We start from the raw sequence: 14554 nt of genomic DNA, 5'->3' as shown, positions 1-14554 counted from the left end.
ATTTTAATAACCAAACGAAGGGAACGGAGGTCCGTTTATGTTTTCACCAGACCCAGCGGCGAAAAGAGTATAAATAGCAGGAAGGCGGCCAGCACCAGCGCCAGTCCCACAATACGCCGGTAGCGCCAGGGCCGAACCGCAACCCTATTATTTTGCTTGAGCTCAAAAGGTACGGGCATGGGCTTCCACCGGCCGATCAGTAACATGATCACCGTGGTGAGCACGAACAACAGGGCCAGCACATGCAGGAAATGCAGTTGGATGTTAAAGAATAATTGGGTGGCGCCATAGCTGATGACAAAAAAGAACAATCCCACTCGGGCGGCCAGCGGCGGTACACGTTTGGTAAGAAACCCCACCAGCATGATGGTAAAGATGGGCACGCTAAACAGTCCGCCGATCTTTTGAAGATAGGTATAGAATCCCCCGGTTGCAAACAGGATGAACGGAGCAATCAGCATGGCGACAAGGGCAATACCTGCCTGGAATCTTTTGGCGGTGCGTACCTGGTCCTGCTCCTGAAGAACCCGGCCTTTTTTGGCCATCAGCGGCCTGTAAACATTTAATACAAACAGCGTAGCCGAGCTGTTAAGACCCACAATAAACGTGGTGACCGTAGCGCCAAACAGTATGGCAGCAAGGTAGCCGGAGTATGCCGGCGGTGATACGTCCCCGGCCAGCTTTGAAAAAACGGTGGAGGTATTGGAAAGCCCTGTATAAAGGTGGGCTGCAATAACGCCGGGAATATTCAGCAGCAGCGGAAGCATCAGCTTGCCCAGTGCTGCCAGCGCCATTCCCTTCTGGCAGGTGGCCAGGTCCCTGGATGCCAGTGCCTGCTGAACAATGTATTGTTCGGTGCCCCAGTAATACAGGTTTACCAGCAGCATACCGGTAAAGAGGGTGCCAAACGGCACAGCGTCTCCGCGCTGGCCGATGCTGTTCAGGTGTGCTGTTTTTGAAGACAATATGGTTTGTAACCCCGCGTGCCAGTTGCCCCCGCCCAGGTAGCGCAGCGCAAAATAGGGCAACAGCAGTCCGCCCGTAAACAGGGCAAATCCAAGTAACGTATCAGAAATCGTAAGGGCCTTTAAACCGCCCAGCAGGGCGTACAGGGTAGCCAGGATGCCAATGCCCCATACGAGGATCCATACCGTGGCCGGATGCGGGATCCGGAGCTGCTCCGAGATATCGAACAGCCCGTCAAATGCCACGGCGCTGCCATACAGCACGGCCGGCAGCAGGTTAACGATATAGTTGGCCAGGAAAAGAATGGAAACGATCGATTTCACCGAGCGGTCATACCGGGCTTCCAGGAAATCGGGTGTGGTGGCGATACCGGTTCTGAGATAAATGGGAATGATCAGCTCGGATACCAGTTGCATCGCCAGTACGGAAGTAACACCCCAGGCCATTACACTCATGTTGTTGATATAGCTGAGTTCGTTTTCACCGATAAAGGATGCGGTATTGATATTGGTAAACAACAACCCGCAACCCACAGCTGCAAATCCAAGCTTGCGGTTGGCAAAGAACAGGGCATTGAGGGTACCTGTTTTTTCCCTTCTTGTTTTGAACCAGGAAAATAACACAATGCCGAGGATGATGATCATAAAGCTGGTGAGTGCCATCTTATGGAAGCGTTATATCCAGCGGCTTTTTCCCGTCCCACCGGTAATTGCGTCCCGGCTTTCCGTTTTCCGTTACCGTAATGCGGTACATTCCTGAAACCCGCTGTACCAGCAGACCGAAGGTGGTGTGGAAGGCCTCTATATTTTTAAGCGAAAGCTGGTTCCAGTTTTTGGGAAGCCGCGGACAAATGGAAAAGGACCGGAGGCCGGTTGGTTCAAAACCAAAGAGTCCTTCCACCAGCGCCCGGCAATACAGCCCGCTTTCCGCCGAAAGATGACGCTGGTTGCCTTCGGGCCAGGCCTCAATGGCATACGGCACATGCGCACCCAGCAGGCGTTGGCCGGAGTAATAAGAAAGATAGGCCATAGCGGTATCGGTAGCGCCCGCTTTAAATAAACCTCTGAACGCATAGAGGGTAGACCGGTCCCAATAGGTACTGGAACCCGACTCGGTAAGCAGGCCGTTGGGTGACCATAATTTCGGAGACAGCAAGGCCGCCTGCGTCTGGTCTTTACGGTCATAAATGCCCATTACCAGTGGCAGGCAGATCCAGGAACGGAGTTTGTCATTGCCTTTGTAATATGTATACGTTTGGTAGCCTTCCACGGTACCGCCAAAGTACGTTTCCATATGCTGCTGGAGTGCCCGGGCTTCCTGCTGCCATTGTGCAGCGGTTGTTGTTTTACCGAGTGCTGTTGCCAGCCTTGATCCGTATAAAAACGATCCGTATGCCAGGGCATTGGTGGAGAGGTTCACCTTCCCCGCAGGAAACCGCCCTTCCAGTTCATCAGACTGGGAGGCAATAACGCTGTCGGCTGTTTTTTTTCGCAGCAGGTAGTTGTTGCACCATTCGATCAGGGGCCATAGCGTAGCTGCCTCAATCGTATCCCCAAGGGTTAAGGCAAACTGCGAGGCGCCATAACCAATCATAGCCTGATCACCGCGGTCGCCGGCTCCGTTCCAGTAACCGGCACCTTCAGCAATAATTGAGCTGGGAATGGGTGTGTAGGAGGGGTTCATATAACCGGCAAAAAGCCGGTAGCTGTTGCTGGCCGATTCCACACCGGCGGCATTGCCCAGGTAGGCAAAGAACGGGTTGACGTATTCGGCCTGGTCGTTGGCCCAGATCGCAGCATAATATTCTCCGCCGCCCGGGCCATGCATCAGGCCTTGCTTCGTTTCATAAATGCTTTCGGCCGCCCGGATCTTGGCAAAGGCAAACATGCGGTTAATCACCGGATCGGGGGTTTGAAGCACCAGCTTATTGTCGAGTTCGCTGATCAGCGCTTTGCGCTTTTCCAGTTCATAACCGGCAGCGAGATAGCGGTGGTCTTCAAATTTTTTCCTTGCCGATATCACGATCCAGAAATGGCGGGCCTCCTGTGGCCGCAGGGTGAACGCTCCGCCGTTATATAGCGTTGTTTGGATCACATAAGATCCGTACACCCCCTTTTTTTCATCGGTTGTGATACTACTGTCGATGATGGGGATGTTTACGGAAACGGTTTCCGGGCCCTCGTTCCGCAGGATATACGACTCAATATAGGCGGCATGATCGGTGGAAGGAAATACCGTCCGGTTCAGGACAACGGATTTGGAAAGTGTGCCGGTTGTTTGCAGGTAGCCATGTATCAAAAAACTGCGGGGCATTTCAGTGGTCCTGCTTCCGTCGATGGTAATGGAATCGGTGATATTGCCCGTAAATTCACGGATCAGGTTTCCCCGGGTATCGTTGGGAATGGTACGGAGCATCGGAAACACAAGCTTCCTGCTCAGGGCTAAGGCGCCGGATGGCTGAACCCCATACTGTACAATGGCAGAAAGCTGTTTGCCGCTCATTTCTATATGGTCTTTATGGGTTTGACCCGGCTGTACGGTCCATTGAATGCCGCCGCCGGTATGCAGTTTCCAGTAGCGTTGCTGTGCAAAAAGGGTAAAGCCGGAGCACAACAATACCGGCAATAGGAATCTTCTCATGATGGCGGGAAATAATTTTATACAAATAGTTTTAAAGGGTATTTCTTCTGGTGAGGGTGGTGGGTATTGTTGCCTGTATGGGCTCATTCTTCAGGATCGCCCCGGCCGCCATAGTACCCATCAGTGCAAAATCGGCAGAGTAGGTGGTGATGCCTACAAACTCTTTAGCCGGTTCATCGTTGTGCGAGAGAATGCCTACATCTTTGCCCGGTTTGAGTTTTTTTACCTTGCATTCTTTCAGGATCTCCCACATGGCGAAATTGTCCAGCGTAAAATAGACCTTACCTTTTTTAACCGTACCCGGAACAAATTCGCGGATCAAGGTTCCGTTGATCTTATACTTTTTGATGAATTTGCGGAAGGAGGTAACGATCTCTTTGGGATCCAGGGAATCGGGGGAGTGATAAAAAATAAATTCGTCAAAGGCCCGGATCTCGTTCACGAGCTGTTCAAATACCTGGTAAGACGAACGTTCAAACTCCTGGGTAATATGATTAAAAACACCGTCAATGGGTTCATAACGGTCAAACATCAGCAACTGGTTGCGTGGAATGGTCTCCAGCAAATCTTTGGACCGGGGATGGGGGATGGGGGCTATCACATACATACCGAACTGCCGCCGGATCCGCTGCAGGATGGTTTCAAATATTTCGATGTTCCCGTGATGGAAGAATACCTGCAGGTTGATCCCCTCGCCCAGGGTTTTGCGGAAGTTGCGGTAGAACTGTTCTTCAAAACTATCCAGGTTATACATGAGCAGCGCTACCCTTAATAATTGCTGGGTGCTTCCGTTGGCCACGAAATACCCCAGCCGGTTCCGCGAGGCTACAATACCGCGGCTGATCAGGTCGCGGTAGCCCCTGATGATGGTTTCCCTGGAAAATCCCAATGTGCGGATCATCGCATTCACCGAGGGAAGGGTATCGCCAGGCGACAATATCTTTTCATTAATGGTGTTGATCACCCCCTGCACGATTCGGTCGTGCTTTGAGTAGGAGCTGACCTGTTCCAGTTCGGTGATCTTGTCAAATACAGTTGTCATTGAAAAAGCCTTTTCGGATTTTGTTTAAATAGGTTTAGAAAATAACAGCAGTTACTTTTCCCCCGGGAGCAACGGCAATATCCGTATAAAAAACCGGTAACCCTTCAGGCGTTGGTTGCTGAACGGCTTTTTTGCTTTTGCCGTTAACCCGGATCGAACGGCCCGTTCCCCGGAAGCTTGCCCGCCAGTAAATGACCGAATGCCCGTTGTTAACAAACGTAGTGCCCCCGTTCCAGTGCCGAACCCCGATGCGGGAGGATAATACCGCAAGATTGCTTAGTTCGCAGGTATCCACGGAGGGATGATTGTATAGGGTGGTAATGCGGTTTTCACGGGCATCGGCAGCTATACCCATAACGCCCTGTACCAGTCCTTCAATAACGCCAAATGAAACTTCGGGGTAATCGTGCCGTTCGGTGGTGGGGTTGGCCAGGAACAAAATGTTCTCACGGGCCTGTTTCCCATAGCCGTACCGTGCCAACTGGTAAGGAAGATAGGAGCGGTTCTCCACATTCCACTTTGAGTTAAGAAGATGCCGTATCGTATGCCGGATGCGGCTGCTGTCGGTTAATGCGTTGTACCAAAGCAGGTAGGTTTCGCCCTCACCGCTTCCGAATGTACCTCCTGCTGCATAATAAGTGTGGTACCGGTTGGTGGTATCGTTCCACCAGACGGCATCCAGTTGCTCCCGGTAAGCCGCTGCTTTCTGACGATAGAAGGCCGCCTTTTGGTCCTGTTTCCATATTACCTGCATGGCTGCATAGCTCGTTAGCCCTCTATAAATAGCTGCTACCAGATCAATCCCCATTTTTACGTCGTGGATCGCTTCATAATAAGAAGGAATGCCCCTGCACCGGTGAAAATAGTCTGCGGCGTTAAAGGGTACCGGGGCGTTCAGGTAAACAGGCCGTGTTAATAATGAATCTACCTGAAGCTTCCAACGCTCGAGGTAACGGGTGGCCGTAAGATCAAAGAACGTTTTGAATACCGGATCGTTTATATAACGGGTATCGCCCGTCCACAGGTACATTCGCCAGCAGGCATGGATGAGCTCGAAATTGGCATTGAGGTTGTACCAGAATTCCCGGTCGTTGCGATAGTCTTCCGGTGCGGGCGCTCCGTTCCTGTTCATTTCCCAATACGTGCACCAATCCTTGCTTTCGGAGATATGGGATACGAAGCGGGAGAAGATATTCTTATTTTCAGCATGCATGCCCAATACTTCGGCGGGTATGCACTGGTGCGATACGTCGCGGATGCAAAAGGCATTCCGTGCGGGTAACGCGGCTTCATACCAGGGCCCTACCGGATCCGAAGGGTTGCCCCTGCAGCGGAGCGCCATTTTCTTTGCCCTGTAAAAGGCATTTTGAAGCGCGGTATCTGAAGATCGGAACGCAAGTGAGGCGGGCTGTGCTCCTGCATAAGCCGACCAGCAGAGCGGAACAAAAAACAGGATCATGCCGTTCCTTATCCTTTTTGATACATCCTTTATCATCGGCTATTTTTTGTTATGTGCAAATTTATTGTTTATACAATTATCATTTTGTTTGCTGTGTATCAACCCCGGCAACCGGCAATGCCTTCAATTTCGCTCTTTCCGCCCGGCGCGGCAGGTGGGTCCGTTGTCATTGCTGTGTGATTGGGTGCGGGCAAATTGAAAAACGCAGCATGACCATCGCCATTTTTGATCTGAAAAGAGCGGCCTCTTTAAGGGCAGCCATTAACGGCCTTTTCCCGTACCGTGCAGTTCAGGAATGCTTCCGGCCCCATGCCCAGGTAGGCCGGCTGACCGGAAGCATTGGAAACCCTGCCCGATATAAAATCCCGGTACCAATTCATCCACGGAAAGCTGTAACCATATCTTTCGGCGGCATGCACGGTATGCCCACCGGATTTTTCCGGAAGGCTGAATCCCAACGCCTGGTAATAATTTTCGCCTACAGTATGCAGCCATTCATGGATCCAAACCCCCGGGTCATTTGTTTTGTATTGACCGATCGCTGCATTGATATCAGTGCCCGGATCAAATTTGATGGTTACGTACCCTGTCCTCATCGGCTCCGCCATCGGGTTCGTCCAGGCCAGTCCGAAGTAATTACTCTGGAAACTGCAGGGCCCTTCTTTTTCGCGCCAGAATACAAATACGCAGTCGTAGGTCCCCGGTTGTATCTGGGGCAGCAGTGCGGCTATAGAAGCGGGCTCTACCGTATACCCGATGCCCCCTTTCGTGAGGATAACCGGGCTGGCGATGTCCCTGCGCTCCACTTCCCATTTCATCGTACCGTAGGCATATTTTTCAAAATGCTCCTTCAGGCTCCAGGTAAAAAACTGGTAGCCGGCATCCAGGTCTGCGGCTGAAAAATGCGTGCTGCAATCCCCGGTTCCGGAATTACCCCGGGTTTCATACAACCCGATCCACAGGGCTTTCCAGGTTTTGGGTGCCGGCTTATCTGTTAAGGTAAGGGAAACCGCCGTACCGGCCGTGACGGTAACCGCCTTTTTCAGGTAGCTCTCTGACTGTTTCAATGCTACGCCAATGGTATGATTGCCGGCTGGAAGCCGGATGGTTCCCGGTGCCATCATACCGGTATACGTTCCATCAATATACAGGTATCCCGCTTCGCCCCCCGGCGTCGATACGGTTACAGGAACCGGGCCGGGAAGCGAAGGGGCACTGTCCTTTTTACAGGCAGACAGGAAAGAAATAACAATGGCCAGTGTGTAATAAATGGATTTCATATTGCTGCTGTTGCCACAAAAGCGGATGTATGCATTTTTTTATATTTCGTTACTCCGGAGATATGCTGTTGCATTTGTTTCAGGATCTGTCGTAGATATTGAAGCCGTGAACACCATTAAGAAGTGAAGCTGCAGGAAGCACAGGATCACTTAACCGGGGTGAATGCTTTAATCGTTTTTATTCGAACCTGGTAAACCATATTAGTTATATCCGGGGTTCTGCTGCAGACCGGTTCTTTTGATCTCCGTCCGGGGAATGGGCATCAGGTAATGTTTGCTTTTATCAAAGCTCCGGGCCTCAATATCCTTATACTGGTAGGTTTTTACCCCCGTTGCCGCATTGCGGGTAATGATCACCTGGCCCGCGGGTTTATTCTCCGTTACCTCTGCTATTTTCCAGCGGCGCACATCATAATACCGGTGGCCCTCAAATGCCAGCTCTACCTGCCGCTCATTGCGGAGCCTGGTTTCCAGCGCAGTGCCTGTTTCCGTAAGTGGTGTATGGATGCCGGCTCTTTGCCGTACCTTATCCAGGTAGGTTCTTGCGGTGGACTCATGACCCAGATAAAATTCGGCTTCTGCATAGTTGAGGTAGATTTCACCCAACCGTGCCAGGATCCAGAATTTGTTGGCCTGGGTAGTGGCGTTGAAATTAAAGGTCGTATCCATATATTTCCGGAATGCATAGCGGGTTAAACTGTTGTTCCAGGCATCAAATCCCTGGTCGGAGTCGTAACCGCCTTCGTAAAACTGCGCGGCTGTAGTGGTGCGGTCCGAAAAGAATGCCGGGTTACCGGTGGGCCTTCCGTCATAGATAATGATTGCGTAAAAACGCGGGTCGCGGCTCACATAGGGCTGCTGCGCATTGTATCCGGAAGCAGGGTCTGTGATATATTTGCCATCGGCAGTGCCAAACGCATCTACCAGGTTTTGTGTAGGGGCAAAGGCGGCCCATCCATGATAGCCATTGGGGAAGCACATCATCTCCAGCCCGGTAAAAGGATCCCATTCCCCTTTATAACCGGAAAGGTGCACACCGATCAGCTCGCTATTAAACGAAGTAAACAGATCGGCATAATTTCCAGTAAAGAGGCTGAAGCCAGGCAGGTCGATAACGGCTTTTGCTGCGGCAGAAGCAGCGGTCCATTTCGCGGGATCATTGGAGGGATTCCACAAGGGGCTTGCGGCATATAGCAGTAACCTGGATTTAATGGCAAGCGCCAGCGGAGCAGAAACCCGGCCTCTTTGAGCGGTGGCACTGGTTAGTAAGGCAGCGGCTTTGTCCAGCTCATTGCTGACAAATGTTACGCCTTCCTCGAAACTGTTCCTTGTTGCTTTAAAATCGGAGTTCAGATTGAAGGGCTGTGTAATGAGCGGTACGCCGCCGTAATCGCTGATAAGCTGAAAGTAGGCATAGGCACGGAGGAAGGTTACTTCCCCTTTTATGCGGTTACGGTACGCATCATCGCCCGGAACATTGTCGATCTTTGAAAGGAAAATATTGGCATTTTGGATCTGGCTGTAATTTTTTGACCAGATATCGAAACTGCCGGCATTATCCGGAGACAGCAAACCCTTGTTCAGCACGTTCCTTGCGCCGCAGGTATAACCATCGCCAAACTTGGTAAACCCTTCATCGCAGGCGGAGGAGAGCACCACGCTTCTGTTGAGCGAGCTGCCCCAGTCAACCGTAAACGTTGGTAACACATTGTAGATATTGTTGGCATAGGCTTCTGCCAGCTTCAGATCCTTCCATACAGATTCGTCGGTATAGGAGTCCAGGGGCGCCTTGTCCAGCACCTTTGAACAGGACGCCAAAAATGCGCCGGTCCAAAGGATGCCGATTGCTATTCGTATTGTTGATTTCATCTGTTGATTTTTTTTTGTTTTTAATGATCGGCTACCATTTACAATCCAATATTTACACCAAACCGTACAATCCTCGACTGCGGATAATTAACCCCGGTGGTATTGTTGGTTTCAGGATCTACCCCGTATTTTTTCAGGTGATCAAATGAGAGCAGGTTGTACCCGGCTGCATACACACGTACGGATGAAAGGCCAAGCCGGTTATATACCTGTGAAGGAATGCTATACGATAACTCCAGCGTTTTCAGGCGCAGGAATGCAGCATTCATGAGCCAGAAGTTGGAATTGTTATAATAGTAGGCATTGGTGCTGTTGTCGTTAAAGGCCCGGGGATAGATGCTGTTGGTATTGTCTGTTGTCCAGCGGCCGTCATAAAGCCATTGCGGTGGTGCAATCAGGGAACCCTGCATCTGTGAATTGATCAGCTGACGCGCCTTTGCCTGGCCGGAGAGCAGGATATTTAACCCAATACCCCTGTAGTTCAGTCCCAGTGCACAGCCGTATACGATCTGCGGAACGGCAGATTCATAGGTGCGCACCGCATCGTCAAAGGTAATGGAGCCGTCGCCATTGGTGTCCTTGATGCGTATTTCGCCAACCCGGGCGCCGGGCACATGTATGGAATGATCTATTTCATCCTGCGTACGGTAAATACCATCGCTGGCAAATAAAAGCCAGGAGTTGATGGGGTGTCCTTCAAATTTCTGCCATTCGGGTACGGTTGCGGCTTCATCACTGAAGATCACTTTGCTTTTTGCAAAGGTTCCGTTGATGCCGATCGTATATTTAAGATCGCCTGCAGCATCATTGTAACCGATGGAAAAATCAACGCCGCTGTTTAACGATTTACCGATGTTTTCACTGGGCAGGCTCATACCGGTATACAGCGGTATGGAGGCATTACGGGCTGCAAGAATATCACTCCGCAGGTAACGGAAATAATCCGCCGTAATATTGAGTTTATTGTTTAACAGGCCAAGGTCTAACCCGATGTTCCGTGTATCCTGCTTTTCCCAGGTGATATCGGGGTTGGGTGTGCTGGACAGGTACAGGGCATTGGCCAGTCCGTAATCTCCGAAATAGGTTTGATAACTGGTATTGGTGATTAACTGGTACCTGGTCAGAAAAAGATACTGGGCTACAGCATCGCTACCCAGGATGCCCCAGGAGGCTCTTAATTTTAACTGGTCGATAAAGGGCACAGTTTGTTTGAAAAATGGCTCTTCAGAAATGCGCCATCCGGCAGAAACGGAAGGAAAGAGGCCCCAGCGCTTGTCTTCCGGGAAGTTGAACGACCCGTTGTAGCGCATGGTTACTTCCGCTATATATTTATTACTGTAGTCATAAGCCACCCGGCCCAGGTAGCTGGCGCGGCCATCCTGCGCGGCAGATCCCGTAGCTACCTGCCCTTCTGCCGAACCGGTGAAGATCTGGTCGATCTGATCGCTCAACAGGTTTTTCCGGTAGGCATAAGTGCCCCAGTTGGTAGTGCTGGTAGCCTCGTAGCCGGCAAAGGCATTGATGTTATGGCGGCCAAACTGGCGGTCATACACCAGCTTGATAAAGCGGGTGCTGCCGTTATACATACCTTCATTTTGGGTAACACTTGATATGGCCGTACTGGTACGTACATTGGAATAAACGCCGGTGGTTTTATTGTAGGAGTAAGCGTCCCAGGGCTTGGTAAATATTTTTTCGTGCCGCATGTTCACATCATAAGAAGCATAACCGCTCAGCGACAATCCTTCGGTAACAAAAGGAAGCTTCCATTCGAAACCGGCCAATGGCGTCAGCACATAATTTTTGATTTTATCATAGCCGGGGTCACCGGTAACCAGGATCACCGGGTTACGCCCTGCTGTAACACCTGCACTGGGTGAGCCGTTGGGCCAGTGCGTGGGTATAAACGGGTACATGGAGCGGGTTTCATGTAAAATATTGCCCACGCTCCAGGTAGGATATGTGCGGTCTTCCAGGCGCCCGGCCACATCCAGGTTTACCTTCAGGTTCTTTGAAATACGGGCATCGATATTTGAGCGGAAATTGTATTGCCGGTAATGCTCGATGCTGTTCCTGAAATTACTCGACTGGTCTACCAGCTGCCCGGAGAAATAATATTTTACGTTATCCGTACCGCCGCTTACCGAAAGCGAGTGAGTTTGCTGCGGCGCGGTTTTGCGGAATACTTCGTGGATCCAATCCGTACTGGTATAGTTGGGGTCGTTGCCGGCTTTGTATTTGTCGATCTCCGATTGCTGGTAGGTACCGGGGTTGATCTCGTTGTAATAGGCCATATACTCCCATGCATTTACAATTTTGGGCAACCGGGTCAATTGCTGTATCCCATAGCTGCCGTCATACTGGATGGTCGGTTTGCCGGATTTTCCACGTTTGGTGGTTACCAGTATGGCACCATTGGCCGCACGTACCCCATAGATGGCGGCAGAGGCATCTTTTAGTACGGTGATGCTTTCGATGTCATTGGGGTTAAGACGGCTGAAATCCCGGTCGGGTACCCCGTCTACCACGATCAGCGGACTGGTGCCGCCTCCGAAAGAATTGAATCCCCTGATGAAAAGCGATGATCCGTCATCTCCCGGGCGGCCGGAACGGTTATTGGCAATAACACCGGGGATACGGCCGGCGATGGCGTTGGCTACGTTGGCCGAGCTGCTCTGAACAAGGGCCGTTCCTTTTACTGTTGCTACTGCTCCGGTAAGGGTGGTTTTTTTCTGGGAACCATAACCAACCACCACTACTTCATCCAGCGACCGGTTGTATGACTGTAATGCGATGGAAAGCAGGGACTGACGTCCTGCCGTTACTTCCGTTGGCTGAAAGCCGGTATGTGTAACAATAAGGATGGGGTTGCTGCCGGAAACCGTTAGCTCAAAGCGGCCGTCTTCCTGGCTGCGGACACCATGCCGGGTGCCCTTTTCCACTATAGAAACATCGGCGAGGGGTGTCCCTTTTTCATCGGCAACGGTTCCCCTGATTTGCCGCTGATTTTGCGCAAACAGGAGCGGAGCAACACTGAACAACAGCAGCAGCAACAGGAGCGCTGCCGGCAATCGTTTGGCGGGAATAAGGCAAAAAACAGCCCTTCCCGTATAGAAACAGGATTTCATCATTTGTTTTGATTTAACTGAGGAATAATTAATGTGGCACAAACAGGAAGCGGCCGATCAGGTACTGTCGAAGTGGTGGGAATTCTTTTTTTTCATTACAATCGTTTTTAAATGATACGCAGGAAATCGTTTATTGATTTTTAGGTCTGGTCTAATCTATTCTAATGCAAATATAGTTGCTTTTTAAAACGGGATTGTTCATTTTTTAGTTTTGTATGGCAATATTTTAACATTTAGCTCAAAGTGCTAAATTGCATTCAAATTGTTTTTGCAATATGAGAAGCTTGCAGTTTTCTGTACCTACGGCCGGCGATGCCAGTATCGATATCCAGGAAGACCGGTTGCCCGGTTTTTATCCGTACTTCCACCGGCATGAAGAAATCCAGATCATGTGGATCATCAGGGGTGCCGGCACGCTGGCTATGGAGCAACACCTGATCGAGTTTAATGCCGGGGATATTTTTTACCTCGGGGCCAATCAGTCACATGTCTTTAAAGCACGTTTTAATGAAGGCGAACCACACCGGGTGCATGCCGTTTCGGTTTTTTTTGATCCTTTTAAAAAGCTTGCGGCACTCTTTAACCTGCCGGAACTGGAACCGTTGAAGGCATTTGTGCTGCACACCGAAACCGGTTTTAAAGTAGCGCCCGCTTTAAAAAAAACGGTAGGGGCGGCCCTGCATGCATTGAAGGCGCAGCAAGGGTTTGAGCGGATTTTCTCTTTTGTGAGAGTGCTGCATTACCTCCGGGAACACCAGCAGCAACATATCTTTTTATCAGGCAGTAAGCACCGCACTGCATCCGTGTCAGACAGCGACCGACGCATCCTGGAGGCAAAAGAATATATCCGGAAAAAATTCACCAACCACACCTTGTGCTTACAGGAAATAGCTGCCCAGGCCAACCTGACGCCGCAGGCATTTTGCCGTTCCTTTAAAAAGCATACAGGTACCACTTATATTGAATGTCTGAATGAACTACGTGTACAGGAGGCTTGTAAATTGCTTGCAGCCGACCGGCTGAATAGTATTTCGTCCGTGGCGTATAACAGCGGGTTTAACAGTCTTACGAATTTTAACCGGGTATTTCGCGCGCTCATCGGCTGCCCGCCGAAGGAATACCTCAAACGGTACCGGAGCACAACGGCAGTTGAATAAACCGGTTAAAATATGGTCAGCATTGATCAAAAGCTACATAACGCGCTATGCCGGGTGCGGTTAGTTTTGAATAAAAAAACAATGAGTATGAAACCGGCATGGAAGGGTATTTATCCCGCATTACTAACGCCTTTTACGGCAGACGGGGCGATCGATTTTGAAATGTTTGCCAAAAACACGGAGGCACAGATCACAGCAGGTGTAGATGGAATCATATTGGCAGGAACCCTGGGGGAAGCCAGTACCCTGGAAACCGGCGAGAAGTTTGAGCTGTTGCATGCGGCATTGAAACAGGTAAATGGCCGGATTCCGGTGATCCTGAATCTATCGGAAAATACCACGAAAAATGCGATTGAATTTGCACGGCGGGCAAAAGAATCCGGCGCAGATGGACTGATGTTGCTGCCACCGATGCGTTACCGGGCCGATAACCGGGAGGTGGTGACCTATTTTAAAACAGTGGCAGCGGCAACCGATCTGCCGATCCTGATCTATAATAACCCGGTTGACTATGGCATTTATGTAACGCTGGATATGTTTGAAGAACTGATTGAATGCCCAACGATCCAGGCTGTAAAAGAGTCTACACGGGACGTAACCAATATCACCCGGATGATCAACCGTTTTGGCAGCCGTATAAAGATCCTCTGTGGTATTGATACCGTTTGTCTGGAGTCGCTGATGCTGGGAGCCGACGGAGTGGTGGCGGGCCTGGTAGACGCATTTCCGAAAGAAACCGTAGCCATGTACCGCTGCCTGCAATCGGGTGATGTGCAAAAGGCGCTTCAGATATACCGGTGGTTTATGCCCTTGCTGGAGCTGGATATTCATCCCAAACTGGTACAGTATATTAAACTGGCGGCTACCAGCGAGGGTATCAGTCATCCTCATGTACGGGCACCGCGGCTTCCGTTAACAGGGGAGGAGGCCAGCCGGATCCGGCAGATCATTGCGGACGGCATCGCATCCCGCCCGGTATTATAACACGCTTGTAATTGCTGATTACCGGAAAG

9 protein-coding genes are annotated in these 14554 nt (G+C 50.7%); 2 read left to right on the top strand and 7 right to left on the bottom strand.

Translation table 11 applies throughout. From position 1 onward, the window contains the following. Positions 1-35 precede the first annotated feature (35 nt). From LQ567_RS03635 to LQ567_RS03605, 7 genes are all read right to left on the bottom strand, one after another. Positions 36-1628: a solute:sodium symporter family transporter gene (locus LQ567_RS03635; protein WP_231002739.1), complete on the bottom strand. Its 1593-nt coding sequence runs from the start codon at positions 1626-1628 to the stop codon at positions 36-38. Position 1629: 1 nt separating this feature from the next. Then, positions 1630-3606 (bottom strand): glucosidase family protein, encoded by a 1977-nt coding sequence (locus tag LQ567_RS03630; protein ID WP_231002738.1) that lies wholly within the window; start codon positions 3604-3606, stop codon positions 1630-1632. Between the two features lie 31 nt (positions 3607-3637). Further along, positions 3638-4648: a GntR family transcriptional regulator gene (locus tag LQ567_RS03625; protein WP_231002737.1), complete on the bottom strand. Its 1011-nt coding sequence runs from the start codon at positions 4646-4648 to the stop codon at positions 3638-3640. Positions 4649-4682: 34 nt separating this feature from the next. After that, positions 4683-6143: a hypothetical protein gene (locus LQ567_RS03620; RefSeq protein WP_231002736.1), complete on the bottom strand. Its 1461-nt coding sequence runs from the start codon at positions 6141-6143 to the stop codon at positions 4683-4685. Positions 6144-6355: 212 nt separating this feature from the next. After that, positions 6356-7387 (bottom strand): PEGA domain-containing protein, encoded by a 1032-nt coding sequence (locus tag LQ567_RS03615; RefSeq protein WP_231002735.1) that lies wholly within the window; start codon positions 7385-7387, stop codon positions 6356-6358. Positions 7388-7588: 201 nt separating this feature from the next. Beyond that, on the bottom strand, positions 7589-9256 hold the full coding sequence (locus tag LQ567_RS03610; RefSeq protein ID WP_231002734.1) for a RagB/SusD family nutrient uptake outer membrane protein: 1668 nt from the start codon (positions 9254-9256) through the stop codon (positions 7589-7591). Between the two features lie 38 nt (positions 9257-9294). Next, entirely contained in the window at positions 9295-12387 is a 3093-nt protein-coding gene (locus tag LQ567_RS03605; RefSeq protein ID WP_231002733.1) for a SusC/RagA family TonB-linked outer membrane protein, read from the bottom strand. 272 nt (positions 12388-12659) lie between these two features. Here LQ567_RS03605 and LQ567_RS03600 point away from each other — a divergent pair, with 272 nt between their 5' ends. Next, positions 12660-13541: a helix-turn-helix domain-containing protein gene (locus LQ567_RS03600; RefSeq protein WP_231002732.1), complete on the top strand. Its 882-nt coding sequence runs from the start codon at positions 12660-12662 to the stop codon at positions 13539-13541. 87 nt (positions 13542-13628) lie between these two features. Further along, positions 13629-14525 carry a dihydrodipicolinate synthase family protein gene (locus LQ567_RS03595; RefSeq protein ID WP_231002731.1) on the top strand — a complete coding sequence of 299 codons (897 nt, stop codon included), beginning with the start codon at positions 13629-13631 and terminating at the stop codon, positions 14523-14525. The last annotated feature ends 29 nt before the right edge of the window (positions 14526-14554 follow it).

The sequence above is a fragment of the Niabella pedocola genome, assembly GCF_021044425.1.
GTDB classification, from domain to species: domain Bacteria; phylum Bacteroidota; class Bacteroidia; order Chitinophagales; family Chitinophagaceae; genus Niabella; species Niabella pedocola.
The sequence above is the reverse complement of the archived record's forward strand: the minus strand, read 5'-3'. Positions and strand labels throughout refer to the sequence as shown.